Source organism: Winogradskyella litoriviva (genome assembly GCF_013249065.1).
In the GTDB taxonomy this organism is placed as follows: Bacteria; Bacteroidota; Bacteroidia; order Flavobacteriales; family Flavobacteriaceae; genus Winogradskyella; species Winogradskyella litoriviva.
Genome location: NZ_JABRWQ010000003.1, coordinates 37,508 through 63,913, shown reverse-complemented (window position 1 = coordinate 63,913; position 26,406 = coordinate 37,508). Strand labels below are relative to the sequence as shown.

Here is a 26,406-nt window from a genome sequence, read left to right as displayed (position 1 = left end):
ATACTATGACAACAACCGAACTTATTACCCAAATAAAAAAAAAGAAATCCTTTCTTTGCATAGGTTTAGATGTAGATTTAAATAAAATTCCAAACCATTTACTACAAGAGGATGACCCTATTTTTGCTTTTAATAAAGCTATAATAGATGCGACACACCAGTTATGTGTAGCATATAAACCTAATACTGCTTTTTACGAAGCTTACGGAATTAAAGGTTGGCAAGCATTAGAAAAAACCATCAATTATCTTAACAAAAATTACCCAGAAATTTACACCATTGCAGATGCAAAACGAGGTGATATAGGTAATACAAGTACCATGTATGCTAAAGCGTTTTTAGAAGACCTAGGTTTTGATAGTGTTACGGTTGCACCATATATGGGAAAAGATTCTGTAGAACCTTTTTTAGCATTTAAAGATAAGCACACAATACTTTTAGCACTAACCTCTAACCAAGGTGCTTTTGATTTTCAAACTAAAACTATTGATGGTCTAGAACTGTATAAACAAGTTTTGGAGACTTCTAAATCTTGGAAAAATTCAGAAAACTTAATGTACGTTGTAGGTGCAACAAAAGCTGAATTTTTAGGCGATATCAGAAAAATTATACCAGATAGCTTTTTGTTAGTTCCTGGTGTTGGCGCACAAGGCGGAAACCTTCAAGACGTTTGTAAATATGGAATGAATGATACTGTTGGTTTGTTAATTAATTCTTCTAGAGGTATTATTTATGCTTCAACAGAAGAAGACTTCGCAGAAGCGGCTGCTAAAAAAGCTAAGGAGTTGCAATTGCAAATGGCTTTAGAATTAAGCTAAGTTATTTCATTATTTCTAATCTCAAGGATGTAAAGTCTAGCTTTTTAAGAAGTGGAGATTGCTCCAAGACATAAATTTTCTTCAGAATGATGTATACGGATCAACTCAATAGAACTGTTGAATTAAGTAAGCAACCGAAGAGAATTATTTCTTTGGTACCTTCTCAAACCGAACTACTTGTAGATTTTGGCTTAGAGTCTTTAATTGTAGGAGTGACTAAATTCTGTGTCCACCCTAAGCATCTAAGAATTTCTAAAGCTGTAGTTGGTGGTACAAAACAAATAAATATTGATAAAATAAAGGCGCTTCAGCCAGACATTATACTTTGTAACAAAGAAGAAAATACAAAGGAAATAATTTCTGAATTAGAAGAAATAACTCCTTTACATATTAGTGATATTAATAATCTTGAAGATTGTTTTGAGTTAATTAATATGTATGGTGAAATTTTTAATATTAAAAGGACGACATCAACTTTAATCTCTAATATTAAAATAGAACGCGAAGTTTTTCAAGGACAAAATAAAAGTAGACCATTAAAGGTGGCATACTTCATTTGGAAGAAGCCATGGATGGTTGTCGCTTCAGATAACTTTATAAATGTTATGATTAATGAAGCGGGTTTTCTTAACGTTTTTGCGAGTGAGAAACGGTACCCTGAAATTGATTTAAATCATTCTATATTACAAGAAACAGATTTGATATTTTTATCTAGTGAACCGTTTCCGTTTAAAGAAGAGCATGTTCTAGATTTAAAAGAAAAATTCCCAGAGAAGACTGTGAAAATAGTGGATGGCGAATTGTTTTCTTGGTATGGAAGTCGTTTGTTAAAATCTTATGAGTACTTTAAAACACTTCATGTATAAACAGAAAAAAAGTCGATACTCCATTAAATACCGACTTTTAACTAACTTGTTGCAATTCTTTCTTAAAACTAACTAATAATGTCTTTTGCTCTACAAAGATGTTTATAATCTATGAGTTATAGGTTAACTAAATATTAGCAGATGATTAAAAAAGTGTAATTATTATTTTTAATCTTGCAATGCAAAAACTTTTTGTAATAATTCTGTTCCTCTAGAAGAAACTTTAGTTCTAATTTCTTTTTCTTCAACAGCAATCATAGTATAAACGCCTTTCAATGCTTCTCCAGTTACATAATCCGTTAAATCAGGATTAACATTGTTTGTTAAAGGTATGTTGTTGTATTTAGTTATAAGATTTGTCCAAATCTGGTCTGCACCTACTTTGCTAAATGAGTTTTCAATAACTGGTTTAAACTTGTCGTAAAGGGCAGTCTCAGTTTTTGTTGTTAAATATGAAGTTGCAGCGTTATCTTCACCTAATAAAATATTTTTAGCATCATCAAAAGTTATTTCACTCACTGCGCTAACAAAAATAGGAGTTGCCTCTTTCACAGCATCTTCTGCAGCTCTATTTAAAACTTTTAAGCCTTCATCAGCTAAACTACTTAATCCTATTTTTCGTAAAGCCGTATCTACTTTCTGTAACTCTTCCGGTAATACTATTTTAACTAGTTCGTTTTTAAAAAAACCGTCTTCTTGTGTCAATTTTGTAACCTGCTTGTCTATACCTAAATCTAAAGCTTCTCTTAAACCAGCTGCAATATCGGTATTACTAAGTACGCCTCCTGTTTGAGGTAATTGATTTACAACTTCTTTTAACTCATCACAAGAGAAAAAAAGCGTTAGACATAAAAATGCGATAATAAATCGTTTCATAATTTTATATATTTTTGGCAAATATAAAATAAAACTATAGCCATAGTGTTATAATTATAAGCCAATTAATTGTTAATAGTTGTTTTTTAAAAATGAAAATTAATTGTCAAATTATTACTTTAGCATCATATTTGATTGATATTAAATAAAATTTTAAACGTTAATGGAATTATACAGAGTTAAAATACTTGTTTTTTTTATGCTTGCATCAATTGGTTGTTTAGCGCAAAATCAGATTAAGGTTTCAGAATTTCTTCAAGAGTCTAAAATAGCGTCTGCAGAAAACAACAAACTTTATTTTGTAGATTTTTGGGCAACATGGTGTGGTCCATGTATTACTGCAAAAGAACATTTGGGAGTTTTACAAAAACAGTTTCCAGACGATTTATATATAGTGTCTCTCACCTCAGAAAATCCTTTAATTGTAGAGCGCTTTTTAGAAAGAAAACCAGCAGATTTAGCAATTGCAATTGATTATAATAAAGAAACTTTTAAGGATTTTAAAGTCGCTGTTTTACCAGATGGTGTGCTTTTTAATAGTCAAGGAAAAGTGTTATGGCGAGGTGGTGCGCCAGATTTAAAAAAGGAGGTTATTGCTAAGTTTTTAAGACAACAGTCTAATAAATCATCTTTAAATTCTTTTTTTAAAGTAGAATCTTATAAGGAAGATGAAATTATTGATTACATACCAACAAAAAGTTTAGAAATAAAACCCTTAACTTATAATGTAGAGGAATTAGAGGTTGCAGATGCTAAAGATTATTTAAGACTAAAAGGCTCTCTAAAGCAGGTCGTTGGTTATTTGGCTAAAATATATAAAAACCAAATTGTATTAGATCAAAGTTTAGATTCAAATTATGAAGTGTATTTTAAAAAACCATTGAATTTAACCGAAAATCTTGCAGTAAAATTAATAACAGAAATGAAACTTGGTGTGGTAAGAAAATATGCTGAAGGCGAAGGAATTAGTTTTGTTACCGATGCATCTAAATTTTGGGATACAAAGCAGATTGATTGGGGAAATAATAATGCAAAATTTTTAGTAGGTGATTCTCAGATTAAGGCAGATAATGTGTCTTTAAGAGATGTAGCATATCAATTAGCTTATGTTTTAGATATGCCTATTATAGTGCCAGATGATAATGACATTAGTTTGTCTTTGCATGATTGGGATTTTCATTACAAGTTCTTTCAGCTTATGCAGTCTGATTTAGAAGATAATTATGGAATAACAATAGAAAAGAAAATAGTGTCTTATCCAGTATATCATATTGAAAAAAAATCATCGAAATAAAATTGTTTCAATAGTTGTAATTTAAATCTTAGTTGTTTAATTATTGAGTCGTAAATATTATAATTTGTTATAAAAAAAAGGCCTCTTTATTAAGAGGTCTTTTTTTGTAACTAGAATTTAACTTCTTAAATAGATAACAAATTATTTATATAATTCTTTCTTAATATTTAATATTAGGTAGAGATAACTAATAGAACAGTTGTAAGTTTAAGTTTTAAACTGAAAATAAAGTTGAATAAATTAAATTTTGAGCTAACCTTAGATGCAATAGAATTTAATTAGAATTAACGCAAAGCACAGTGCTTCTTTAAGATGTAAAGGCATAAAAAAAGCTCCTTTAAAAAGGAGCTTTCTTATTGTTGAGACTAATGTCTAAATCTTAGTTACTTAAAACTCTAAATTCAGTACGTCTGTTTCTTTGGTGTTGTGCTTCTGAACAATCAGAACCATTAGAACATCTGTTTGTTAATCTAGTTTCACCATATCCTTTTGCAGATAATCTGCTTCTTGAGATACCTTTAGATACTAAATAATTTACTACAGAGTTAGCTCTTTGTTGAGATAAAGATTGGTTAAAATCATCATTACCTCTAGAATCTGTATGTGACATAATTTCTATACTTACATTAGAATCTGTTAAGATTGGTAATAAAGTACTATCAATAGTCTTTTTAGAAGCAGGAGTTAATCTTGCGCTACCTAATTCATAAAATACTGGTAATACATTAGGATCTAATAATTCACAATCAACTTCTTCCCAAGTAGTAATTCCACCTTTTTTATCTAATACAGTTCTAGTTACAGTTTGGTACTGAGCAGCAATTGTATTTGTAGTAGTAGAAGCAGGAGTTTCAATAACTCTTCTTTTAATAGTTTTGTATTCAGCAGGAATTTCAATTTCATCCATTCTAGCTGGAGTTTTAACTACACGCTTTTTGTAAGTTGTAGTTGTTTCTGGCACAGGTACAGCGTTTGTACTTGCATCTGTAGATAAAGTAGTAAAGCTTACGTCTCTAGATTGAGCAGGATACTGTACGTAACATGCAGCAACACAGTCATCCTTGTTTACAGACGGACAATCTTCTAATACTTTATATTCCCATCCTGAAGTTTGAGGGTAAACTTCAAACGTTCTTGAGTCATTACCAAAACTCGCTGGTATAACTTTTAAATCTGTACGTCCTTCTTGGTTAACGTAAGGTACTTCAACAGTTTCATATGTAGCAGGTACGTAAACAAACTTCTTAGAAGCTTCTTTTACTAATACACGCTCTTCTACAGTTTTGTAAGTTGCAGGAATCACTTTTAAAGTTGTGTAAGCAGGATATGTTTGAATTGTTTCTTCTACTTCTTTAAAAGAATCTTTAGTGATACATTTTACGTAGCACTTTCCTGGTTCCGGGTTTGTTGGTAAGCCTTGTGCTTGTGAAAATCCAATTCCAGCAATAAAGCAAACCAATAATAATAGTTTTTGTTTCATGGTTAAAATAATTAAATAGTTAATAGTTTATATTTTTGTTTAAATAAGAAAATTTAATCTCCTACACCTTATTAGAAGCATAAAAATAATATTGGTCACATTAATTTTTAGTTAGGCTATAATTTTATCGAATAAAACTAAATATTTGGAAGATTTGTTATTGATAACAATAAAAGGGGATGTAATTTATGAAAAATATAGATAATTTTAACTAAATTTTTTGTAATTATTTAAAAATAAATTATTAAGAGAAAATAACAGTCTTATTGTTAAATACCATAACTTTTCTATCTGCATGTAACTTTATAGCATTAGATAATACTATTTTTTCTAAGTCACGTCCTTTAGCAATTAAGTCTTTAATAGAGTGGGTATGCGATACATGTGCAACATCTTGCTCAATTATTGGTCCAGCATCTAATTCTTCAGTAATATAATGACTAGTAGCACCAATAATTTTTACACCACGCTTATAGGCAGAGTGATAAGGTTTTGCTCCAACAAAGGCAGGTAAGAATGAGTGATGAATATTAATAATCTTATTTGGATATTTATCAATTAACGTTTCAGATACAATCTGCATGTATCGTGCTAAAACAATAAAATCTATATTATGAGATTCTAGTAACTTTAATTGTTCTTGTTCGGCCTCTTGTTTTGTTGTTTTTGTGACAGGAACATGATAAAAAGGAATATTAAAACTATCAGCTATAGGTTTTAAATCGAGATGATTACTTAATATAAAAGGAATTTCAAGGTGTAATTCTCCAGAATTATATCGTCCTAATATATCATACAAACAATGATCATATTTAGAAATAAATAATGCCATTTTAGGCTTTCTTTCAGCCGAAAAAATCTTCCAATCAAGTTTAAATTGTTCTGCTAATGTAGAATTAAATAAGGTTTTAAAATCTTCAAGCGAAAATATATCAGAATCAAATTCACACTCTAAACGCATAAAAAAGATATTCTGTTCTCTGTCTACATGTTGGTCTATATATACAATATTACCATCGTTAGACGCCATAAAATTGGTAACCGAAGCAATAATATTTGGTTGGTCTTCACAGTGAATAAGTAGTGTTATTTTTTGCATATATTTTGTCTTAATTCAATTGTTAAAAGTAATTAAAATTGAGACTTTTTTTTGTTTTCTTTGCTTTTTAGATATTTGTCAATTGATGCGTGATTTTTTTGAATATTCCTTAGATTTGTCGCACAAAATAGCAATAATTTTACGAATGGAACAAGTTGCACCTTATAAACCAAAATATAAAGTACGTATAGTTACAGCCGCATCACTTTTTGATGGACACGATGCAGCTATTAATATTATGCGTCGTATTATACAATCTACAGGAGTAGAAGTGATTCATTTGGGTCACGATAGAAGTGTAGAAGAAGTTGTTAATACAGCCATCCAAGAAGATGCCAATGCCATTGCCTTAACCTCTTATCAAGGTGGACATAATGAATATTTTAAGTATATGTATGATTTGCTAAATGAAAAAGGCGCAGGTCATATAAAAATCTTTGGAGGAGGTGGAGGTGTTATTCTTCCTGAAGAAATTAAAGAATTGATGGATTATGGGATTACCAGAATCTATTCACCAGATGATGGAAGAGAACTTGGTTTACAGGGTATGATTAATGATTTGGTTCAGCAATCGGATTACCTTAATCCATCCTTAATCCTTCCCAAAGGAAAGGAAGTTACGCAGAGCTTAAAAGATAAAGATGTTAATACGATCGCTAGATTAATATCTTTTGCAGAAAATCAACATGATGAGTTTGAGAAGTTGTTTTCTCAAATGAGTAAGAATTCTTCCCCTTTGGGGAAGTTAGAAGTGGTTCCAGTTCTGGGAATTACAGGAACTGGAGGTGCAGGAAAATCTAGTTTGGTAGACGAGTTAGTACGTCGTTTTCTAATTGATTTTCCAGAAAAAACAATTGGCTTAATTTCAGTAGATCCATCAAAACGTAAAACAGGTGGTGCACTTTTGGGAGATCGTATTCGAATGAATGCTATTAATTCACCAAGAGTTTATATGCGTAGTTTAGCTACACGTCAATCTAATTTAGCTTTATCTAAACATGTAAATGAGGCAATTGAGGTTTTAAAAGCTGCCGAATACGATTTAATTATTTTAGAAACATCTGGAATTGGACAATCGGATACAGAAATCATAGAACATTCAGATGTTTCTCTTTATGTAATGACGCCAGAATTTGGTGCTGCAACACAATTAGAAAAAATTGATATGCTAGATTTTGCAGATCTAGTAGCTATTAATAAATTTGATAAACGTGGTTCTTTAGATGCTTTACGTGATGTAAAAAAACAATACATGCGTAACAATAATCTGTGGAATATTCCTCAAGATCAATTACCGGTTTTTGGTACAATTGCTTCACAATTTAACGATCCAGGAATGAATACGCTCTATAAGGCCATTATGGATAAGTTGGTTGAAAAAGCAGATTCAGAATTAAAATCGACATTCGAGATTTCTAAAGAAATGAGCGAGAAGATTTTTGTTATTCCACCAAATAGAACACGCTATTTATCTGAAATAGCTGAAAATAATCGTGCTTACGATAAAACAGCTAACACACAAGTTGAAGTTGCTCAAAAACTATATGGTATTTATAAAACTTTAGAATCTGTTTTAGAAGTAAAGCCAGAGTTAGATAAAGCAGGAATAGCTTCGGGTTCTTTTGAAATAAAAGATGACAATAAAGATTTTGTTAGAATGCTTATTGCAGAATTCGATCGTGTAAAATTAAACTTAGACCCTTACAATTGGGAAATCATTACAAGTTGGGACGAAAAAGTAAATAAATATAAAAATCCAATATATAGCTTTAAAGTAAGAGATAAAGAGATAAAAATAGAAACACATTCTGAGTCATTGTCTCACTTACAAATTCCAAGAGTGGCTTTGCCAAAGTACCAAGCTTGGGGAGATTTATTACGCTGGTCGTTACAAGAAAACGTACCAGGAGAATTTCCATACACTTCAGGTTTATATCCATTTAAACGAACAGGAGAAGATCCAGCACGTATGTTTGCTGGCGAAGGTGGACCAGAACGTACCAACAGACGTTTTCACTACGTAAGTGCAGGTTTGCCAGCAAAACGTTTATCTACCGCTTTTGATAGTGTTACATTATACGGAAACGATCCAGATTTACGTCCAGATATTTACGGTAAAATCGGAAATGCAGGTGTTTCAATTTGCTGTTTAGACGATGCTAAAAAACTATATTCTGGTTTCGATTTAGCCAATGTAATGACATCGGTAAGTATGACCATTAATGGGCCTGCACCTATGTTGTTAGGTTTCTTTATGAATGCTGCTATTGACCAACAGTGTGAGTTTTACATTAAAGAAAATGGCCTAGAAAAAGAAGTAGAAGCAAAAATAGCGAAGCTTTATAAGGGTAAAGAACGTCCTACTTATAATGGCGATTTACCAGAAGGAAATAACGGTTTAGGCCTAATGCTTTTAGGAGTTACAGGTGACCAAGTTTTACCAGCAGATGTGTATGCAGAGATTAAAAAGAATACGATTGCGCAAGTAAGAGGAACCGTTCAAGCAGATATTTTAAAAGAAGATCAAGCACAAAATACCTGTATTTTTTCTACGGAATTCGCATTGCGATTAATGGGAGATGTACAAGAATATTTCATTGAAAATAATGTGCGTAATTTCTATTCTGTTTCTATTTCTGGATATCATATTGCAGAAGCAGGAGCAAATCCTATTACACAATTAGCGTTAACGTTATCTAACGGTTTCACTTACGTGGAATATTATTTAAGTCGTGGAATGGACATCAATAAGTTTGGTCCAAATTTATCGTTCTTTTTCTCTAACGGAATTGATCCAGAATATGCTGTAATTGGTCGTGTGGCGCGTAAAATTTGGGCAAAAGCAATGAAGCACAAGTATGGTGCAAATGCAAGAGCACAAATGTTGAAATATCATATTCAAACTTCTGGACGTAGTTTGCACGCTCAAGAAATTGACTTTAACGATATACGTACAACCCTTCAAGCTTTATATGCTATTTACGATAATTGTAACTCATTACACACCAATGCGTATGATGAGGCTATTACAACACCAACTGAAGAATCGGTTAGACGTGCCATGGCAATTCAGTTAATTATTAATAAAGAATTAGGATTAAATAAAAACGAAAACCCAATTCAAGGCTCTTTTATTATTGAAGAATTAACCGATTTAGTTGAAGAAGCAGTATTACAAGAATTTGACAGAATTACAGAACGTGGTGGTGTTTTAGGAGCTATGGAAACCATGTACCAACGTAGTAAAATTCAAGAGGAGAGTTTATATTACGAAACCTTGAAACACAACGGAAAATTCCCAATTATTGGAGTAAATACGTTTTTAAGTTCTAAAGGTTCGCCTACAGTAATTCCTGCTGAAGTGATTAGAGCTACGGAAGAAGAGAAACAATTCCAGATTAAAACTTTAGAGAATTTACATAAAGCAAATGATACTAAAGCAATGCTAAAAGATTTGCAACACAAAGCCATTAATAACGAGAATATTTTTGAAGCTTTAATGGAAGTTTGTAAAGTATGTAGTTTAGGAGAAATAACTTCAGCGTTGTTTGAAGTAGGAGGTCAGTATCGCCGAAATATGTAATTAGAGAGCTCATTTTTATTTTTTGAAAAATGATGCGAATCACTTATACTGAGCGCAGCCGAGGTATCTTTAGAACCACTGTAATTATAATTATAACAAAAAGCGTTTCATTTTTCGAAACGCTTTTTTTAATTTCAATAAAAAAGATATGTCATTAAAACACACGTTTAAAGCGCAAGTCAATTGGGAAATTAACGAAGGAGAAAGTACAGGTAATCCGCGCACTTTCAGCAGAAATCATAATGTAACTATAGCTAACAAAGTTTCGGGTTTAACGGTATCTGCAGCAAAATCTTTTAGAGGAGATGAAACATTATACAATCCAGAAGATTTATTATTGTCGGCTTTAGCGTCTTGCCACATGATGTCTTATTTATATGTTTGCTCGCAACATAATATTGAAGTTTTAAGTTACAGCGATGATGCTGAAGGGGATTTGGAAGTAATAGCTTCAGGAAGTGGAAGTTTTAAATTTGTTAGATTAAATCCAGTGGTAACGATCAAAGATGCCAACCAAAAGGCTTTAGCATTAAGTCTTCATACTAAAGCTAATGCACTTTGTTTTATTGCCAATTCTTGTAATTTTCCTATTTCGCATGAAGCCACTATTGTTGTGAAATAATTCAATTTGAAAAAATCACCTCTTTTTTTGCATCTTTTCTGAAACTTCCACGTCTATTATATGAACAATAAAATCATTTATCATGAAAAATATAGAATGTAGCTGCAGCTGCGAAGGTTGCTCAAAAGGAAATTGCAACAACTGTACATGTGAAGACTGTACATGTACCAATTGTAACTGTTAAATTAGTGTTAGTTCGGATATGAAATTTTGTGTCCGAACTAATTTTAATTAATTTAGAATATGACTACAAAAGAGGTTTGGGGAATTTATGCAGAAGATGTTAAACGCTTTATTTTAAGTAAGGTGAAGAATGCGTCAATTACAGAAGATATTCTGCAAGAAACTTTTATTAAAGTGCATACCAAACTTCATACTTTAAAAGATGAGACTAAGCTGAAACCTTGGCTTTTTTCCATAGCACGTTATACAATTTTAGATTATTTTAGAACAAGTAAACATGTGCTTCAAGTTGAAGATTTAGAACTAGAAGCAGACCCAGAACCAAAAGAACATTCTGAGCAAGATTGCTTAAGAGGCATCATAAAAAGTTTACCAAAAAAATATAGAGACCCTTTGTTTTTGTCTGACATCAAAGGCCTAAAACAACAAGAGGTTGCTAACCAATTAAAACTATCCTTACCAACTGTAAAATCTCAAATTCAACGTGCTAGAAAACAAATAGCACAAGGTTTTATGGACTGTTGTGGTTTTGTAATGAATGACCAAGGGCATTTGGTTGGCGAAATTCAAGACAAAGCAGACTGTAAAGTTTGTCATTAATACTATCTTTGAAGCTTCAAGCTTAAATTATTAATCAGGCTATTTTATATTCAGTACCATGTCTTTCAAAAAACTACACCCTTTATTAAAAGAATCTTTAGAAAATGCAGGTTTTGAAACTTCAAATGCATTTCAGAAAAAAGTATTACCTGTTTTAAAAGGTGGCTCAAACGCGTATATAATAGCGCCAAAAGGCCAAGGGAAAACTACAGCATTGATTATAGCGACGATTCATAAATTAAAAGCAGCCGCTTTTGAAGATTCACCAAGAGCTATAATTGTTGTTAACGATAAGCAAGATGCCCTAAATTTAAAAGAAGAGTTTGAAAAGTTTACGTATCCTACAGATTTAAGAGTCTATGCGCTTTACGATGAGTATGATATTGAAAAGCAGAAAACAGAAGTGTATTACGGACAAGATATTGTTATCGCTACGCCTTCTAGATTAAGTAAGCTTTATTTTTTAAATGGTATTCATTTAGGAGAGATTCAACTTTTTGCTATAGAAGATGCTGATTTTTTAGCAAGAAATAATGGTTATAATCATATATTAAGGTTATCTGAAAGTCTTACTAAATGTCAGTTTGTAATTATTGCAGATGAATTAAATTCTAAAATTAAGAACTACCAGAATTCATTTATGAGTAATGCACAATTGGTAAAGCAGAAATAATAGTTTACAATGTCATCATCCAGTGATGCTTCAGCTTTCTAAACTTTTTTAATTCACCACGTAAAATAGGTAAGTAATCTCTACCATTACTATTTGATTTTTCTAAGCGTCTACAATTACTGTACAATTTTGTTGTTAAACGGTCTAATCTTTCTAAATGCTTATTTTTTTTATCAGAACAAGGTTCTTGTTCTGCATTTATAATTTGTGGTGCAAGACAGGTGGATTGTTGTATAATGTCACCAGTGAAATAAATACTATTATTCTCTGATCCGTCTGCATTTAAATACGATAGGTCTTGTATTAAATATGTTGAGATGCTACGAGAAAGCACAATAATATCCATTGCCTTTTGATATACAGGCAAATAAGAAAAATGTGATGGTAAGTTGTAACTCATAGTTGTAATAGCAATACACACGAAATTAAGCACTAAATTTTAAAGCTAACTTTAATTATTAAAGTAAAACTGTATATTTGCTTTAATAATTATATTATTTATAGCTTTATAATTAAAAATGATAGTAGATGAGCTAAATTGGAAGATTTTAAAGTGTCTTCAAGAAAATGCGCGAATGTCTAATGCAGAGATTGGTAGGCGTGTTGGTGTTACCTCTCCAGCAGTTTCTGAGCGAATAAAGAAGTTAGAAGATGCAGAAATCATTCAGGGTTATACCACCTTTGTATCACCTTTAGAGGTTGGTTATCAGTTTAAAGCGCTCATTACACTAAGTGCTTTTATGGGCATGTTAAAGCCCTTTTTAGAAAAGGTAAAAACTTATGATGAAGTAGTAAATTGTTATAGAATTACAGGTAATGAAAACATAGTTATGGAAGTGGTTTTAAAAAACCAACGTCATCTTCAAACCTTTATTGACCAATTAATAATTTTTGGAGAAACAAAGACTCAAATTGTATTGTCTCATGTTATTAAATACAGTGAGGTAAAACCTTTAAAATAATTAGATTAGGTTGTTTTCAATATGATCTGAAATTATTTTGGCATGAATCCTAGAGTTTTCTATAAACCATTTATGGGTTTCTAATCCACCACAAATAACACCAGCCAGATAAATACCTTCAACATTAGATTCCATGGTGTCTGAATTATAAACAGGAATTTGTTTTCCGTCTTGGGAAAATTCAAGTCCAGCTTTTTCTAAGAACTGAAAATTTGGTCTATAACCTGTTAAAGCAATTACAAAATCATTTGGAATAGTGATTTCATTACCCGAAGTTTTTACTATAATCTCACTAGGTTTAATTTCTGTGATTTCAGCATTAAAATACGCGTTAATACTACCTTCTTTTATTCGATTTATAATATCTGGACGAACCCAATACTTTACACGTTCTCCAATTGCTTCTCCTCTTATAATCATAGTGACATTACCGCCTTTTCTGTAAATTTCTAAAGCAGCATCTACCGAAGAATTACTAGCACCAACAATGGCTATATTTTGTAAGGTGTAAGGATGTGCTTCTTTATAATAATGACGTACTTTTGGTAAGCTTTCACCAGGAATATTTAGCAAATTTGGTATGTCATAAAACCCTGTAGCAATAATTACTTTTTTTGTTTGATAGTTACGTTTATCTGAATTCACAGTAAATCCTTTGCTTGTTTTTTTAATCGTCTGTACTTCTTCAAATAAATTAATGTGTAATTGATTTGAAGTTGTAACGCGTCTATAGTATTCTAAAGCTTCGCTTCTGGTAGGCTTTGGGTTATTGCTAATAAACGGAATATCATCAATTTCTAATTTTTCTGAGGTTGAAAAAAACGTCATATTTATAGGGTAATTAAATAAGGAATTGGTTAAGGCGCCTTTTTCAATTACAGTATAATTCCAATTACGCTTTTTACATTCTAATGCACAGGCAATACCTATTGGTCCTGCACCTATAATTATTACGTCTTTATGTTCAGTTTTCATTTTTTAGTTTTAATTGATTCGCCAAGGTGGGCTTTTTCTGTTTTTTCCTGCGTGATAAATGATTATTGGATTTCCATCTGGATCTTTTAAATGCACTTCTTGCCAAAGCCAAGATTGTTCTAAAATTTCAGAATTAAAAATAATACCTTTTTGTTGAAGGTCTGAAACGGTTTTAGAAAGATTTTTAACTTCAAAATAGAGTGTAACTCCTTTATTAATAATTAAATCTTCAGTTTGATGTATTGAAAACGTAGTGTCTCCATCAGGACATTCAAAACGTGCGTATCGTGGTAAAGCATCAACAATAAGTTTTAGTCCCAATTTTTTATAAAATCTTACGGATTTTCTAGTGTCCAAGGATGAAATAGTAATTTGGTTTAAATTCATTATAGATTATTTTTTATTCGTTTTTGTAGCCAAAAGCAAAGTACAACAGCTAATAAACTGTATGTGCCTGTAATTATCCAGTTTATTCGGTAGCCATAATTATCAATAATATCCATACCTATTTTAGGTCCAACTATAAAGGCTAAAGCAAAAGACATGGTGTATAATGCCATATAGCTCCCTTCGCTTCCTTTTTTGGCTCTGCTTAAAGCGAAAGCATTAGTATATGGAAAACCTATCATTTCTGCAAAAGTTAACAAGATGATATTTACAACAAGAATACCAACCCAAATGTTAAATAATAAAACAAAATAACTAAGAGCAAATAGGATTGCGCTAATTAAAATAAGTTTAACGTGAGAAATGCTTTTTGTTTCTAATAAGGCAATGAGAGGCATTTCAAAAATTACAATGAGTGCACCGTTTATAAACATAATTATACCTGTTTCAAATTCTGTTAAGCAGAATTCATCATAATGATAAATTGGTATGGATGTAATAAGTTGAAAAAACGACAATGCAATTAAAAAACTAATAACAAAAAATATTAAAAACGATTTATCTTTTATAGCAGCATTTTTATTCTGTTTATTAATTGCTTTTTCTTCGTCTGTAACTTTTATAACTGTTTCCTTTATTAAGTACTTAAATAGTAAAATTGCTGAAATACAAGTGATACCATCTATCCAAAATAATAGAGAATAACCATCTATACTAATTATAAAACCTGCTAGCATTGGCCCAAATGCCATACCAAGATTTATGGCTAATCTGAGTAAAGTAAGTGAGCGTGTTCTGTTTTTAGGTTGACTATAAGTTTTTAATGAAACAAATAGAGCAGGCCTAAACGTGTCAGCAACACTCATTAAAACTAAAATACCTATGCATAAACCCCAAAAAGATGTGATGTATTGTAAGATAATGAAGCCAATGCCAGTTAAAAGTAAACTGTAAAACATCACTTTATAAAAGCCAATTTTATCTGTTAATTTTCCGCCTAACCAAGAGCCAATAAATGAGCCAATGCCAAAGAACATTAAAATTGTACCAGCATCGGATATTGAAAATTCTAAATTCTCTTTTAGATATTTAGACAAAAACGGTATAACCATGGTACCTGCTCTGTTTATTAGTGTAATTAGAGCGAGCCACCAAATTTCTTTTGATAGTCCTTTAAAGTTATTGATGTAGTTGTTATATAATGTTTTCATTTTGGTGGTTGGTATAAAATAAAAAAGTCCGACGTTATCGTCGGACTTTTAAATATTGTTAATATGGTATATGAGAATAGTTACAATAGATAATGCGTCCAGACAATTTCCGAAGAAATCACACAGGTTTGCTTTGTATATCTAATTGTATTAAACATTATTTTTATTTTAATTACTGATTCAAAGCTACAATTTTTTTTGATATGTTGTATTTTTGAAATCCAAAATAATTTAAGATGAAGAATTTAACACTACTTTTTTTAATGGTTTTTTCGTTGAGTTGTGCTCAAGAAAAGAAAGTTTTAAACGGAGAAACGGAATGGCAAAAAGAGATGAATGCAGATTTTAAAGACGCTACAAAATCACCATTAAAAGAAAAAGACCTAAAGAAATTTGAAGGCTTAGATTTCTATAAATTCGATTCTGCATATGTTGTTAAAGCCACTTTTAAAAGGACACCAGATGCAACGCCTTTTAAAATGAAAACCACTACAGAAAGACGACCAGAATACGTACAGTATGCCGTTGTAACGTTTACATTAAAAGGAGAAGAGTACAGTCTTAATATTTATCAGAATCTTGGCTTAATGGATAAAGAAGGTTACGAGGATTATTTGTTTCTTCCTTTTTTAGATAACACAAACGGCAACGGAAGTTATGCAGGAGGACGTTACACAGAAGCAAGAATTCCCGAAGGCGATACGCTAATTATAGATTTTAATACAGCTTATAATCCGTATTGTGCTTATAATGAGAAATATTCTTGTCCTATTGTGCCTAGCGAAAATTATTTAGCAACAGAAATTAAAGCCGGAGTGAAGGCTTTTAAAAAATAGGTTTTAGTAATTAAGTTTAACTTATTTTGGGTTTGTTATTTTCTTATAATCATTTTGCAAGATACATGCCTGCGAAAACAGCTAAAAATCCTACGACAAAACTGGCAATAGTGTAAATAGCAAAACTCATAAAATCTCCGGATTTTAAAAACATATGGTTTTCATAAGCAAAAGTTGAAAAGGTTGTAAAACCTCCACAAAAGCCAGTAGCTAAGAGTAATGTTTGACTTTGAGATAACGTTTCATTCTTTGCAGCAAGTCCAAGTATTACACCTATTAGTAAGCTACCTAAAATATTAGCTAAAAAAGTGCCGTATGGAATTCCGTTTTCAGAATTATTAAGCCATTTTCCGATGATAAAACGTAAGGCACTTCCAAATCCACCACCAAGAAATACGAGTATTATTTGTTTCAATGTTTTTGTTAAGTCGTTAGATTGTTGTTAGTCTATAGGTATTTTAAGCTTTGAGTCTATGCTGCTTAGCTAGATGTTTATTCTTCCTTTACTTCAACATAAATCTCAGTAACCCATTTTGCAGGATTCAATTCGCTCATTGGATCGGTTAAATACGTTTCGAGCATAGAGCCAGTTTCAACCATTTCTAAATTATTGTCAGCAATATATTTCATGGTAGTTTCCCATGCTTCTTTTAAATTAGAATAATTTCCTGTTAATACAGTTTTTACAGCTTTAAAAGAGTCTAGTTTACCAGTTAAAATCTCTTCTTCATCAGTCGTTACTTTAGAGTTTGTTGGCACACAAGTAGAAAACATTACCGTGTCATTTTCTTCGTCCCATTTGTGATATAGAATAAAAGGAGGTCCTGCCATTGTTACATTATGTGTCATCGCATAAGCACCAACCTTAGGTAGCATTGCTGTCATGTTTTTTTCAAAATCACTGAATTTACATGACTTTGTGGTATATAAATAATAACCACCACTGTGTTGTGTTATACCTTCTGTCTTTATGCTGTAAACTTTCATTTCTGCTTGTACAACACTATCTAATTTAAATAATCCTCTTTCGAAATCTGGTCCTGTATTAGATTCAATAGAACCAGAAAACATTGTAAAAATTTTAGTTACAAAATCTAACTTGCCTTTCATTTGCCACGTAACTTTAGTGTCTTTACCAGAAGGTTCAAAAGTCCAGTCAATATCTGCATTAGCTTCAAAAGGTTTTATAAATTCAATTTTTTGGTTAATTAAAGAATTAACATCTGTATTTAGAGTTGTCATAGAGCCTTCTCCTAAAACCGCTCCATTCCAGCTATAGCTAGAACCTTTTCCAACGGAATTATCAGAATAAGTTAGCGTAGCTTCTTTGTCTTGCTCTAACCAAGGAGAGAATTCTGGCCATTGTTTAAAATCATTAACCTTATTATAAATGATACTTACGGGAGCTTCAATGATTCGATTTCTACTAAACTTATAATCGTTGGGTTGCACGGCTACATAAATTGATAATCCAATAATAAGGATGAGTAATAAGAATAGTATGTATTTAATAGCTTTCATCTTCGAGAATTATTTTGTGTTTATCAAAGATAGTCATTTTATGATATGTGATATTAATCTTATCTTTGGTTTCAACTAAAAACAATAACATGAATATAAAATCATTATTTAAAATTTGCCTTTTTGCCTTATTAATTGTGGCATGTAAGAATGAAACAAAGCCAGATGTTGCTGAAATGGTAGAAACCGTTGAGCAAGATTTTAGTTTTAATGTAGAAGAGTTTGCAGACATTAAAGTGTTGCGTTATCAAATTCCAGGATGGGATAATTTAACTCTAAAAGAACAGAAATTGGTATATTATTTAACGGAAGCAGGTCTTGCTGGTAGAGATATAATGTGGGATCAAAACTATAGACATAATCTAACTATTAGAAAAGCTTTAGAGCATGTTTACACAGAATTTAATGGCGATAAATCTACAGCAGATTGGAAAAATTTTGAAACATACTTAAAACGTGTTTGGTTTAGTAACGGAATACACCATCACTACTCTAATGCTAAGTTAGTACCAGAATTTTCTAAAGAATATTTTAATGACATATTAGCTTCAACCAATACAAAATTAGAAGGTGAAGCATTAGACGTTATTTTTAACAACAAGGATTCTAAAAAAGTTAATCAAGCCAAAGGAGTAGATAACGTGCTAGAATCTGCAGTTAATTTTTATGGTCCAGATGTAACAAATAAAGATGTTGCTGACTTCTATAAAACTAAAAAATCACCAGACCCAAAGAAACCTTTATCATATGGGTTAAATTCTCAGTTAGTAAAAGAAGATGGTGTTTTAAAAGAACGTGTTTATAAATCAGGAGGTCTTTATGGTTCTGCCATAGACCAAGTTGTAATGTGGTTAGAAAAAGCAAAAGGTGTTGCAGAAAACCAAGCACAAGGTGATGCATTAGGTTTACTAATTAAATATTATAAAACAGGCGATTTACAAACTTGGGATGATTATAACGTGGCATGGACAGCAGCAACAGAGGGAAACATTGATTACATTAATAGCTTTATAGAAGTGTATAACGACCCAATGGGTTATAGAGGGTCTTACGAAACAGTTGTACAAATCAATGATTTTGATATGTCTAAAAAAATGGCTGTGGTATCTGGAAACGCGCAGTGGTTTGAAGATAATTCACCTTTAATGGACGAGCACAAAAAGAAAAATGTAGTTGGAGTAACTTACAAAGTAGTAAACGTTGCAGGTGAAGCAGGAGATTCTTCTCCGAGTACACCAATAGGAGTTAACCTACCAAATGCTAACTGGATTAGAGCTGCCGTAGGAAGTAAATCAGTTTCTTTGGGTAATATTATCCATGCATACAATAATGCAGGTGGAACAGGAAGATTAAAAGAATTTGTAAATGATGAAGAAGAGCTTCAATTAGAAGAAGAATACGGACAATTAGCAGATAAATTACACACAGCATTACACGAAGTAATTGGGCATGCTTCTGGGCAATTAAACCCTGGAGTTGGCGAAACAAAAGAAACATTAAAAAATTACGCTTCTACTTTAGAAGAAGGTCGTGCTGATTTAGTAGGTTTATACTATTTATACGATTCTAAATTACAAGAATTAGGCTTAGTTGAAGACTGGAGAAAGGTTGGAATGGCAGCTTACGATGGTTACATTAGAAACGGTTTAATGACACAATTAATTCGTTTAGATCTTGGAGACGATGTTGAAGAAGCGCATATGAGAAACAGGCAATGGGTTTCTGCTTGGGCTTTTGAAAAAGGAAAAGCAGATAACGTAATAGAGAAAATTACAAGAGACGGAAAAACGTATTTTAATATTAACGATTACGAAAAGTTACATGAACTTTTTGGCCAATTATTAAGAGAAACACAACGTATTAAGTCTGAAGGTGATTTTGAAGCTGTAGAAGCCTTAGTTGAAGGATATGGTGTAAAAGTAGACCAAGCATTACATGCTGAGGTTTTAGAACGCAATAAGCAATTTCCATCACCACCATACAGTGGTTTTGTAAACCCAGTCTTAGTACCAGAAACTAATGATGCTGGTGAGATTACTGCAATCAAAGTAACACAACCAAATGCATTTGCTGAGCAAATGCTATACTATAGTAAAAATTATAGTCATTTGCCTTCGGTGAATTAATAACTTCGATTTATAATATTTTAAAAAAGCACCTGCAGAAATGTAGGTGCTTTTTTTATATTTACAGAATAACGGTTTGCCTTCTCTTTATAAATCGATTTTTATAGAAATTGTTAACTCGAGTGTATCTTACTATTGAAATCCGTAATATTAGTATAGAGTAGAAGAATTTGTGTGTAAAACCCTTAGGATAGAATTTCATCTTGAGAGAACTTTTAGGAGTGTATAATGGTAAACCAAATCAATGAGTATGCAGAATATATTACAAAATTATATAAGGCTTAAAGGAAAACAAATCCATATGTTTTTTCTATTCCTCTCCATTATTTTTGCATCTTGTAATAACACACAAAAAGCAGCACCAGAAACCGATTTTTGTGCCACTATTCATAGAGACGAAAGCACCTCATTATCTCAAGAACTCGCATCGCTCAATGCAAAAATGGAAACCCAAACAGGTGTATATGTTTTAGAAGACGGAAGTGGCTCTATGGTTGCTAGAGCTTGGCTTAGCGAATATGCGGAAGAAACTATAGATATTCAATATTTTATTTTTTCAATGGATAATGTTGGGCTCATTGCTTGTGATTATCTCATAAGAGCGGCAGATCGTGGTGTAAAAGTACGTATTATTGTTGATGACATTATGGTAGATGCAGATATTGAAGATATTTTAACCTTTGCTTCGCACGAAAATATTACCGTAAAAATCTATAATCCAGGTGTTAATTTAGGAAAAAACCTATTTCATAAAATTAAGAAATTCACAACCGATTTTAGAGCTGCCAATCAACGTATGCACAACAAGACCTTTATCGTAGATGGTAAAGTAGTAATTACAGGCGGTCGTAATATTGCAGATGAATATTTTGATTACGATCATCAGTATAATTTTAGAGACAGAGACATCCTTTTATTGGGCAAAACGTCTCAAACGGTTAATAGCTCATTTAATGAATTTTGGAATGATGACCTAAGTAAAGATGTTACAACCATTATTAAAGATATACCAGCCAACGTTACTGCAGAAAACAAGTTTGATAAATTGCATGAATATGCTTGTAATCCCGAAAATTTTTGGCCTCAAGTAAGAGAACGCATCGCTAACTTACCAAATACCTTTAAAGCCATTAAAGATTCAGGTAATTTGGTCTGGTTAGAAGATGTACAATTTATATCTGACCAACCAGGAAAAAATGATGGTAAAAACGGACTTGGAGGAGGCGGATTTTCTACCACAGCATTAATAGAGCTGGTAAAAAACGCGAAATCATCCATAGAGATACAATCACCATATTTAATTACAAGTAGCTTATCTCAAAAGTTGTTTAAGGAAGCCTCAGAGCGTGGTGTTAAAATTAGAATTTTAACTAATAGTTTGGCCTCAACCGATAATTTAGAGGCTTTTAGTGGCTATCAAAATGATAGGGAAACTTTACTGAAAACAGGCGTGCGTATTTTTGAATTTAGACCAGATGCAGAAGAGCGCACTAAAATAATGACAGGCGAATTGCAAGCCACTTTAGAGCACAAACCCATTTTTGGCTTACACGCCAAATCCATGGTTGTAGATAACAGAATTACAGTAGTCGGTACTTTCAATTTAGATCCAAGAAGTGCCAATTTAAATACCGAATGTGTTGTAATTGTTAACTCACCACAAATAGCAGAAGGCGTTTTAAAAGGTATGGAAATAGAGTTTAAACCTGAAAATTCATGGGAAACCACAATAGATTTTAATCCAGATGCTGAGGTAGGTAACTACAAACGTTTAAAAACGTGGACACGGAAAATTCTACCTAATTCTATTTTGTAATGCAATTTGTTTCTTCTTTCAAATATTTTGAATTTATAAAATGTAAAAGATAACTTTTGTTGTTCATATTCTGAATTAATTTTGGAATTTGAACAAGTTTGATAACGATATAAGCAGTTAGCAACAATTTGGAAATGATTCGTAATTGATGTATATTTACACCAAAAAATTAAATTATGTCAAGACAAAGTATATCATTTACAGAACCTAACGATGAATGGCTGAAAGCCCAAGTCAATTCAAAAGAATATTCAAGCAAAAGCGAATTAGTAAACGATTTAATTAGACAAGCTAGAAAACAACAAGTCGAAATTGATTGGGTACGAACTAAGCTGGAAAAAGCTGAAAATAGCGGATTTACAAGCGAATCAAAAAATGAAATTTTAGCCCAATCTAAAACTCAACTAAATGGCTAAATATCGCTTAAGTAATGAAGCTAAAAATGACTTAATCCGAATTCATCACTATGGAGTTAAAAAATTTGGAATGACTCAAGCGGATAAATATTTTGAATCATTCTTTAAATATTTTGAAATTATTACCCAAAGACCTTTTTCATTCGAGTCAGTTGATTATATAAGAAAAGACTACAGGAGATGTGTTTGTGGAATAGATAGTATTTTCTATAAAATAAATAACAACGTCGTTGAAATAATGGCAATTGTTGGAAGACAAGATTTAAACGAAATACTTTAATCTGTATAATAAAAACTGTTAACAATATGGTATGTATATTATTGAGAGTTTAAGCCTGGTTACAAAAATCCTTTCTGATTTTCTATTCGATTTTTAGTGCTTAATCCACACAACTAGGCACGTGTACTAAACATGTGATAAGAGTATGAACATCTAACAACTAATTCTTTTCGTTATTTGCGCACAACAATAAGCGTATTATTGTACTTTTAAATATTAATTGATGTACGCTAACCTTAGAAAAGCACATAAACCCTCAATTTGCAACCAAAAACAATAAACCCAAGACTAACCTGCTACAACTGTATGAGTCCTAAAAGCACTTGTATTTGTAGTCATATAAATTCTGTACAAACGCAAACCCGTTTTATTATTTTGATGCATCCAAAGGAGTACAAAAAAGAGAAAAACGGAACAGGCCACATGACGAAGCTTCAGCTTCAAAATTCAGAAATTATAGTTGGCGTCGATTTTACAACACATAAACGAGTTAATGAGATTTTAACCACGCAAGAAAATTGTTTTTTATTGTATCCAGGTAAAGCAAGTTTCAATTTATCGGTTAGGAGTACTGCTGAGATTAAGATAGGTTTAGGCAAAAGTTCACACATCTTTATTTTAGATGGTACTTGGCCTTGTGCACGCAAAATGCTTAAATTGAGTAAAAATTTACAAGCCTTAAAACGCGTGAGTTTTGATAACACCATTAAATCAGAATTTATCATTAAACAACAACCAGAGCCACTTTGTTTAAGCACTATTGAGTCGGTTTACACGGTTTTAAACTTACTTAAAGAAGGCGAATTAGAAGATTGCGACACTTCTAATTTCTTGTTGCCATTTCAAAAAATGATAGCATATCAATTAGATTATATGCGCAATCCAAACCATAAAAATTACAGTTCTCAAGTAAATTTTGAGCTTGCAGAAAAGACTATGTACAAGAAAAACACGGAAAGAAATACCATTTTTGAGCAAGAGTATTAACAGTGTTTTGTAGCATACAGTAAAATATTAATTAAAAAGAAATTTATAATTTAACTAAACCCAATATCATGAAATTAAAAAACATCATTTTCACATTCGTATTTTCCATTTTTGTTGCACAATTAAGTGGGTCTCAAACTTTTGAAATTCCAGATAATGTAAAATTAGAAGTTGCAGAAGACTACGTAAAACACGAGCAACGCATTTTAGAGTGTATCAATTGGTTAGAAAATACACCAATGAGTGAGGAAGCGGATAAAAGGCTTATGGCAAATGCTTATTTAATGAAATGGGCAACTGGTACACCAACGGTTACAATTTCTATGCAATCATTTCAGGTAGATTTAACGACTAAAAATCCTGAGCTTTTAATTGTTTTTATAGGTGGCTGGATAAAATATGCTATCGAAAATCCAGATGATAAAGACAATGTTGAAGCTGGTAATATTTCTGGTATTAATAGTATTATTAAGGTATATTCGGATAATAAGGGTGATGGCTTAAAAAAGGATAAACGTATTGAGAAATTAATAAAAATGGATGCATCTGAATTGAATGAGTGGGTTGCTGATCAATTAAAATAAATTGTATCATGAAACTTAACTTATTATCCTGCGATGCACAACGACCAGACAAAAGAGCCATTGCAAACTGTATTACTGAAATTTCTTTAACAGGAAATTCGTCTTTGTCTAATGAGCTCACAGAAATCCTTTTAGAAGGCGATGCTGTAGATATTGAGGTAGGCGATAAAAATTCGGGTTCGGCATTAAGAGCCTTACGTAAATTAGATATTGATTACGAAATCATAGACTAAAACACACACAAAATGATTCATCTGATTGTAGGTAATACAGGTTCTGGTAAAACCACTTATGCTAACGAGTTAAAAAGAAGAATTAACGGTTTGGTATTTTCTATTGATGTGTGGAATAACGTACTGTTTATGCCAGACAAAAAAGTAACGGATGGTTTAGATTGGTTTTTAGAGCGCATAGAACGTTCAGAGCGTGTAATGTTAGATTTAATTCATCAACTCGAAGCGTCTAAGATTGACGCTATCTTAGATTTAGGATTGGCTAAAATTGGCCATCGAGAAAAGTTTAGAAAATTCGCAGAGATAAATAACTATGAGATAAAATTACATTTTCTAGACGTGCCTAAAGCCAAACGCTTAGAACGTGTAATGAAACGTAACGAAGAAAAAGGCGCTACTTTTGAGTTTGAAGTCACTAAAGAAAACTTCGATTTTATGGAAACTTGGTTTGAGAAACCAACGCAAAAAGAACTGAAAGACGCTTTTGTAATTTCAGAATAAAATAAGAATTAAATCTAGCTTTTAATCACAATTAAAGCCTAAATTGGCCTTGTCAATATATTCTTGTATTATCATTTCGTTAAGAATTACAGCATAAATTATATTACACATAATTTAATATCGTTTAAATTTTTGAAGTCATAAATCTGCAAATACAGCACTTCAAAATCTTTCAATACACTTTTCTATTCTCTATATTTAAAGAACTCAAAACTTTAGATATCATATGCGAATAGGAATTATTATTGGAAGAATTGGAGGTGTAGATGGTGTAGCTCTCGAAACCGAAAAATGGATAGATGTATTAAAAAAACTTGGACATGAAGTCTTTATTATGTCTGGTGAATTTGAATCCTGGGAAATGGATTACGAACATCATTATTTGTATCCACCACTATCTTTCTTTTCCGTAGAAGCAGAATGGGGACAACGCAAAGCTTTTTACGAGCCAGATAAAGAACCATACCCTTTGCTCGAGCATGTTGAGGAGGCTTCTAATATGATTCATAAAGCCATGGAAGCTTGGGTTTTAGAAAAGCGCATAGAAGTTGTGCTTTCAGAAAATGCTTCAGCGTTACCATGCCATTTATCAATGGGTGTTGCAATTAAAAAATTAATAAAATCTACAGGTTTACCAATTGTAACCCATGATCACGATTTTCATTGGGAACGCGGTCAACGTTACGTCTCTGTGCATCCAGAAATAAATAAGTATGTAGATGATAATTTCCCCTTATTGCTTCCAGATGTTAGACATGCTGTTATTAATACGTTTGGAGTAGAAACCTTTAAGAATCGTTTTGATATTGATGCTACGTTGGTGCCCAATGTTATGGATTTTAATCGTGTGTATGGCGTGCCAACACCAGAGAATGAGTTTTTTCTTAGAGATGTTGGTGTCTTAGAAGATGAAATTGCTTTACTGCAAGTAACACGTATTGTAAGGCGTAAAGGTATTGAAACCGCTATTTCTTTAATAGATCAATTAAATGATAAGAAACTGAAATTAGTTATTACAGGTAATAATAATGACGATGAGAACAAGGAGTATTACAATGAGTTAATAGACCAAATACACGCATTAAACCTCTCTAGTCAGATCATATTTGCAGCGCATAAAGTTTTAGATCATAAAGATTTATCTGATGTTTATGCGCATGGAAGAGCTGCTACATACTTTAGTACTTATGAAGGTTTTGGTAATGCCTTTGTGGAAACCGTTTTAGCTAAAAAACCAATTTTTGTGAATGATTATAAACCGGTTTATAGTCAAGATATTGGTAACAAAGGCTTTGAAACTGTAATGATTTCAGATAGCAATCTTACACCAGAAAGTGTACAGCAAATGTCTGATATTATTTATAACCCAAAACGCTGTTTAGAGATTGGAGAATACAATTTTGAAATTGGAAAAAAACACTTTTCATATGAAGTATTAGAAGAAAAGTTAAGCCAATTATTTACATTTTAAAATTAA

The 26,406-nt window shown here is 31.8% G+C and carries 27 protein-coding genes; 18 read left to right on the top strand and 9 right to left on the bottom strand.

Annotated features, from left to right (window positions below):
* The first annotated feature begins 5 nt into the window (after positions 1 to 5).
* Both pyrF and HNV10_RS06960 read left to right on the top strand, forming a co-directional pair.
* Positions 6 to 818, top strand: a complete 813-nt coding sequence (gene pyrF, locus HNV10_RS06965; RefSeq protein ID WP_173300620.1) for an orotidine-5'-phosphate decarboxylase — start codon at positions 6 to 8, stop codon at positions 816 to 818.
* An 86-nt stretch (positions 819 to 904) separates the two neighbouring features.
* On the top strand, positions 905 to 1,684 hold the full coding sequence (locus HNV10_RS06960; protein ID WP_173300619.1) for an ABC transporter substrate-binding protein: 780 nt from the start codon (positions 905 to 907) through the stop codon (positions 1,682 to 1,684).
* 168 nt (positions 1,685 to 1,852) lie between these two features.
* Here the strand turns inward: HNV10_RS06960 and HNV10_RS06955 are convergent, their stop codons facing one another.
* Entirely contained in the window at positions 1,853 to 2,560 is a 708-nt protein-coding gene (locus HNV10_RS06955; RefSeq protein WP_173300618.1) for a DUF4197 domain-containing protein, read from the bottom strand.
* A 199-nt stretch (positions 2,561 to 2,759) separates the two neighbouring features.
* On the opposite strand from HNV10_RS06955, the gene HNV10_RS06950 reads away from it, so the two are divergent.
* Complete coding sequence (locus HNV10_RS06950) at positions 2,760 to 3,854, top strand: TlpA family protein disulfide reductase (RefSeq protein ID WP_173300617.1); 1,095 nt, start codon at positions 2,760 to 2,762, stop codon at positions 3,852 to 3,854.
* A gap of 379 nt (positions 3,855 to 4,233) precedes the next feature.
* Here the strand turns inward: HNV10_RS06950 and HNV10_RS06945 are convergent, their stop codons facing one another.
* Positions 4,234 to 5,334 carry an OmpA family protein gene (locus HNV10_RS06945; protein ID WP_173300616.1) on the bottom strand — a complete coding sequence of 367 codons (1,101 nt, stop codon included), beginning with the start codon at positions 5,332 to 5,334 and terminating at the stop codon, positions 4,234 to 4,236.
* A 244-nt stretch (positions 5,335 to 5,578) separates the two neighbouring features.
* A complete protein-coding gene (gene purU / locus HNV10_RS06940; RefSeq protein WP_173300615.1) occupies positions 5,579 to 6,433 on the bottom strand; it encodes a formyltetrahydrofolate deformylase in 855 nt (284 codons plus the stop codon).
* Positions 6,434 to 6,578: 145 nt separating this feature from the next.
* Between purU and HNV10_RS06935 the strand changes: the two genes are divergently transcribed.
* From HNV10_RS06935 to HNV10_RS06920, 4 genes are all read left to right on the top strand, one after another.
* Entirely contained in the window at positions 6,579 to 10,016 is a 3,438-nt protein-coding gene (locus HNV10_RS06935) for a methylmalonyl-CoA mutase family protein (protein ID WP_173300614.1), read from the top strand.
* Between the two features lie 148 nt (positions 10,017 to 10,164).
* Positions 10,165 to 10,638 (top strand): OsmC family protein, encoded by a 474-nt coding sequence (locus tag HNV10_RS06930; protein ID WP_173300613.1) that lies wholly within the window; start codon positions 10,165 to 10,167, stop codon positions 10,636 to 10,638.
* 243 nt (positions 10,639 to 10,881) lie between these two features.
* The gene (locus HNV10_RS06925) at positions 10,882 to 11,421 is read left to right on the top strand and encodes a sigma-70 family RNA polymerase sigma factor (RefSeq protein WP_173300612.1); all 540 of its coding nucleotides are present in this window, start codon (positions 10,882 to 10,884) and stop codon (positions 11,419 to 11,421) included.
* A gap of 58 nt (positions 11,422 to 11,479) precedes the next feature.
* Positions 11,480 to 12,094, top strand: a complete 615-nt coding sequence (locus HNV10_RS06920) for a DEAD/DEAH box helicase (RefSeq protein WP_173300611.1) — start codon at positions 11,480 to 11,482, stop codon at positions 12,092 to 12,094.
* A 4-nt stretch (positions 12,095 to 12,098) separates the two neighbouring features.
* On the opposite strand, the gene HNV10_RS06915 is transcribed toward HNV10_RS06920, so the two are convergent.
* Positions 12,099 to 12,494, bottom strand: a complete 396-nt coding sequence (locus HNV10_RS06915) for a hypothetical protein (protein WP_173300610.1) — start codon at positions 12,492 to 12,494, stop codon at positions 12,099 to 12,101.
* Between the two features lie 118 nt (positions 12,495 to 12,612).
* Between HNV10_RS06915 and HNV10_RS06910 the strand changes: the two genes are divergently transcribed.
* Entirely contained in the window at positions 12,613 to 13,056 is a 444-nt protein-coding gene (locus HNV10_RS06910) for an Lrp/AsnC family transcriptional regulator (RefSeq protein WP_173300609.1), read from the top strand.
* Here HNV10_RS06910 and HNV10_RS06905 read toward each other — a convergent pair whose 3' ends face one another.
* Genes HNV10_RS06905 through HNV10_RS06895 form a run of 3 tightly spaced genes read right to left on the bottom strand, consistent with a single transcriptional unit; the run spans position 13,057 to position 15,629 of the window.
* A complete protein-coding gene (locus tag HNV10_RS06905) occupies positions 13,057 to 14,031 on the bottom strand; it encodes a YpdA family putative bacillithiol disulfide reductase (protein WP_173300608.1) in 975 nt (324 codons plus the stop codon). It lies immediately after the preceding gene.
* A gap of 9 nt (positions 14,032 to 14,040) precedes the next feature.
* On the bottom strand, positions 14,041 to 14,418 hold the full coding sequence (locus HNV10_RS06900; protein WP_173300607.1) for a VOC family protein: 378 nt from the start codon (positions 14,416 to 14,418) through the stop codon (positions 14,041 to 14,043).
* Positions 14,418 to 15,629 carry an MDR family MFS transporter gene (locus tag HNV10_RS06895; RefSeq protein WP_173300606.1) on the bottom strand — a complete coding sequence of 404 codons (1,212 nt, stop codon included), beginning with the start codon at positions 15,627 to 15,629 and terminating at the stop codon, positions 14,418 to 14,420. The genes HNV10_RS06900 and HNV10_RS06895 overlap by 1 nt, the downstream gene beginning before the upstream one ends.
* Positions 15,630 to 15,865: 236 nt before the next feature.
* On the opposite strand from HNV10_RS06895, the gene HNV10_RS06890 reads away from it, so the two are divergent.
* Complete coding sequence (locus HNV10_RS06890) at positions 15,866 to 16,465, top strand: DUF1684 domain-containing protein (RefSeq protein ID WP_173300605.1); 600 nt, start codon at positions 15,866 to 15,868, stop codon at positions 16,463 to 16,465.
* Positions 16,466 to 16,514: 49 nt separating this feature from the next.
* Here the strand turns inward: HNV10_RS06890 and crcB are convergent, their stop codons facing one another.
* Together crcB and HNV10_RS06880 are read right to left on the bottom strand one after the other, a co-directional pair.
* Complete coding sequence (gene crcB, locus HNV10_RS06885; RefSeq protein WP_173300604.1) at positions 16,515 to 16,880, bottom strand: fluoride efflux transporter CrcB; 366 nt, start codon at positions 16,878 to 16,880, stop codon at positions 16,515 to 16,517.
* A 77-nt stretch (positions 16,881 to 16,957) separates the two neighbouring features.
* The gene (locus tag HNV10_RS06880; RefSeq protein ID WP_173300603.1) at positions 16,958 to 17,986 is read right to left on the bottom strand and encodes an SRPBCC family protein; all 1,029 of its coding nucleotides are present in this window, start codon (positions 17,984 to 17,986) and stop codon (positions 16,958 to 16,960) included.
* An 89-nt stretch (positions 17,987 to 18,075) separates the two neighbouring features.
* Between HNV10_RS06880 and HNV10_RS06875 the strand changes: the two genes are divergently transcribed.
* The 9 genes from HNV10_RS06875 to HNV10_RS06835 all read left to right on the top strand — a co-directional run bounded on the left by HNV10_RS06875 (position 18,076) and on the right by HNV10_RS06835 (position 26,400).
* Positions 18,076 to 20,112 carry a dipeptidyl-peptidase 3 family protein gene (locus HNV10_RS06875; RefSeq protein WP_173300602.1) on the top strand — a complete coding sequence of 679 codons (2,037 nt, stop codon included), beginning with the start codon at positions 18,076 to 18,078 and terminating at the stop codon, positions 20,110 to 20,112.
* Positions 20,113 to 20,362: 250 nt separating this feature from the next.
* A complete protein-coding gene (locus HNV10_RS06870) occupies positions 20,363 to 21,928 on the top strand; it encodes a phospholipase D family protein (protein ID WP_241695469.1) in 1,566 nt (521 codons plus the stop codon).
* Positions 21,929 to 22,104: 176 nt separating this feature from the next.
* Positions 22,105 to 22,344, top strand: coding sequence for a ribbon-helix-helix domain-containing protein (locus HNV10_RS06865; protein ID WP_173300601.1), 240 nt, complete (start codon positions 22,105 to 22,107; stop codon positions 22,342 to 22,344).
* Complete coding sequence (locus HNV10_RS06860; protein ID WP_173300600.1) at positions 22,337 to 22,624, top strand: type II toxin-antitoxin system RelE/ParE family toxin; 288 nt, start codon at positions 22,337 to 22,339, stop codon at positions 22,622 to 22,624. The genes HNV10_RS06865 and HNV10_RS06860 overlap by 8 nt, the downstream gene beginning before the upstream one ends.
* 261 nt (positions 22,625 to 22,885) lie before the next feature.
* Positions 22,886 to 23,611, top strand: a complete 726-nt coding sequence (locus tag HNV10_RS06855) for a tRNA-uridine aminocarboxypropyltransferase (RefSeq protein ID WP_262887129.1) — start codon at positions 22,886 to 22,888, stop codon at positions 23,609 to 23,611.
* Between the two features lie 68 nt (positions 23,612 to 23,679).
* Entirely contained in the window at positions 23,680 to 24,195 is a 516-nt protein-coding gene (locus tag HNV10_RS06850; protein ID WP_173300598.1) for a hypothetical protein, read from the top strand.
* An 8-nt stretch (positions 24,196 to 24,203) separates the two neighbouring features.
* Complete coding sequence (locus HNV10_RS06845; protein WP_173300597.1) at positions 24,204 to 24,428, top strand: hypothetical protein; 225 nt, start codon at positions 24,204 to 24,206, stop codon at positions 24,426 to 24,428.
* A gap of 12 nt (positions 24,429 to 24,440) precedes the next feature.
* Positions 24,441 to 24,929 (top strand): AAA family ATPase, encoded by a 489-nt coding sequence (locus HNV10_RS06840; RefSeq protein WP_173300596.1) that lies wholly within the window; start codon positions 24,441 to 24,443, stop codon positions 24,927 to 24,929.
* 226 nt (positions 24,930 to 25,155) lie between these two features.
* Positions 25,156 to 26,400 (top strand): glycosyltransferase family 4 protein, encoded by a 1,245-nt coding sequence (locus tag HNV10_RS06835; RefSeq protein ID WP_173300595.1) that lies wholly within the window; start codon positions 25,156 to 25,158, stop codon positions 26,398 to 26,400.
* Positions 26,401 to 26,406: the final 6 nt, after the last annotated feature.

Excerpts from the sequence above, each read along its gene's own strand:
- pyrF (WP_173300620.1), top strand. The coding sequence starts at position 6 with ATGACAACAACCGAACTTATTACCCAAATAAAAAAAAAGAAATCCTTT.
- HNV10_RS06960 (WP_173300619.1), top strand. The coding sequence starts at position 905 with ATGATGTATACGGATCAACTCAATAGAACTGTTGAATTAAGTAAGCAA.
- HNV10_RS06955 (WP_173300618.1), bottom strand. The coding sequence starts at position 2,560 with ATGAAACGATTTATTATCGCATTTTTATGTCTAACGCTTTTTTTCTCT.
- HNV10_RS06950 (WP_173300617.1), top strand. The coding sequence starts at position 2,760 with ATGCTTGCATCAATTGGTTGTTTAGCGCAAAATCAGATTAAGGTTTCA.
- HNV10_RS06945 (WP_173300616.1), bottom strand. The coding sequence starts at position 5,334 with ATGAAACAAAAACTATTATTATTGGTTTGCTTTATTGCTGGAATTGGA.
- purU (WP_173300615.1), bottom strand. The coding sequence starts at position 6,433 with ATGCAAAAAATAACACTACTTATTCACTGTGAAGACCAACCAAATATT.
- HNV10_RS06935 (WP_173300614.1), top strand. The coding sequence starts at position 6,579 with ATGGAACAAGTTGCACCTTATAAACCAAAATATAAAGTACGTATAGTT.
- HNV10_RS06930 (WP_173300613.1), top strand. The coding sequence starts at position 10,165 with ATGTCATTAAAACACACGTTTAAAGCGCAAGTCAATTGGGAAATTAAC.
- HNV10_RS06925 (WP_173300612.1), top strand. The coding sequence starts at position 10,882 with ATGACTACAAAAGAGGTTTGGGGAATTTATGCAGAAGATGTTAAACGC.
- HNV10_RS06920 (WP_173300611.1), top strand. The coding sequence starts at position 11,480 with ATGTCTTTCAAAAAACTACACCCTTTATTAAAAGAATCTTTAGAAAAT.
- HNV10_RS06915 (WP_173300610.1), bottom strand. The coding sequence starts at position 12,494 with ATGAGTTACAACTTACCATCACATTTTTCTTATTTGCCTGTATATCAA.
- HNV10_RS06910 (WP_173300609.1), top strand. The coding sequence starts at position 12,613 with ATGATAGTAGATGAGCTAAATTGGAAGATTTTAAAGTGTCTTCAAGAA.
- HNV10_RS06905 (WP_173300608.1), bottom strand. The coding sequence starts at position 14,031 with ATGAAAACTGAACATAAAGACGTAATAATTATAGGTGCAGGACCAATA.
- HNV10_RS06900 (WP_173300607.1), bottom strand. The coding sequence starts at position 14,418 with ATGAATTTAAACCAAATTACTATTTCATCCTTGGACACTAGAAAATCC.
- HNV10_RS06895 (WP_173300606.1), bottom strand. The coding sequence starts at position 15,629 with ATGAAAACATTATATAACAACTACATCAATAACTTTAAAGGACTATCA.
- HNV10_RS06890 (WP_173300605.1), top strand. The coding sequence starts at position 15,866 with ATGAAGAATTTAACACTACTTTTTTTAATGGTTTTTTCGTTGAGTTGT.
- HNV10_RS06880 (WP_173300603.1), bottom strand. The coding sequence starts at position 17,986 with ATGAAAGCTATTAAATACATACTATTCTTATTACTCATCCTTATTATT.
- HNV10_RS06875 (WP_173300602.1), top strand. The coding sequence starts at position 18,076 with ATGAATATAAAATCATTATTTAAAATTTGCCTTTTTGCCTTATTAATT.
- HNV10_RS06870 (WP_241695469.1), top strand. The coding sequence starts at position 20,363 with ATGCAGAATATATTACAAAATTATATAAGGCTTAAAGGAAAACAAATC.
- HNV10_RS06865 (WP_173300601.1), top strand. The coding sequence starts at position 22,105 with ATGTCAAGACAAAGTATATCATTTACAGAACCTAACGATGAATGGCTG.
- HNV10_RS06860 (WP_173300600.1), top strand. The coding sequence starts at position 22,337 with ATGGCTAAATATCGCTTAAGTAATGAAGCTAAAAATGACTTAATCCGA.
- HNV10_RS06850 (WP_173300598.1), top strand. The coding sequence starts at position 23,680 with ATGAAATTAAAAAACATCATTTTCACATTCGTATTTTCCATTTTTGTT.
- HNV10_RS06845 (WP_173300597.1), top strand. The coding sequence starts at position 24,204 with ATGAAACTTAACTTATTATCCTGCGATGCACAACGACCAGACAAAAGA.
- HNV10_RS06840 (WP_173300596.1), top strand. The coding sequence starts at position 24,441 with ATGATTCATCTGATTGTAGGTAATACAGGTTCTGGTAAAACCACTTAT.
- HNV10_RS06835 (WP_173300595.1), top strand. The coding sequence starts at position 25,156 with ATGCGAATAGGAATTATTATTGGAAGAATTGGAGGTGTAGATGGTGTA.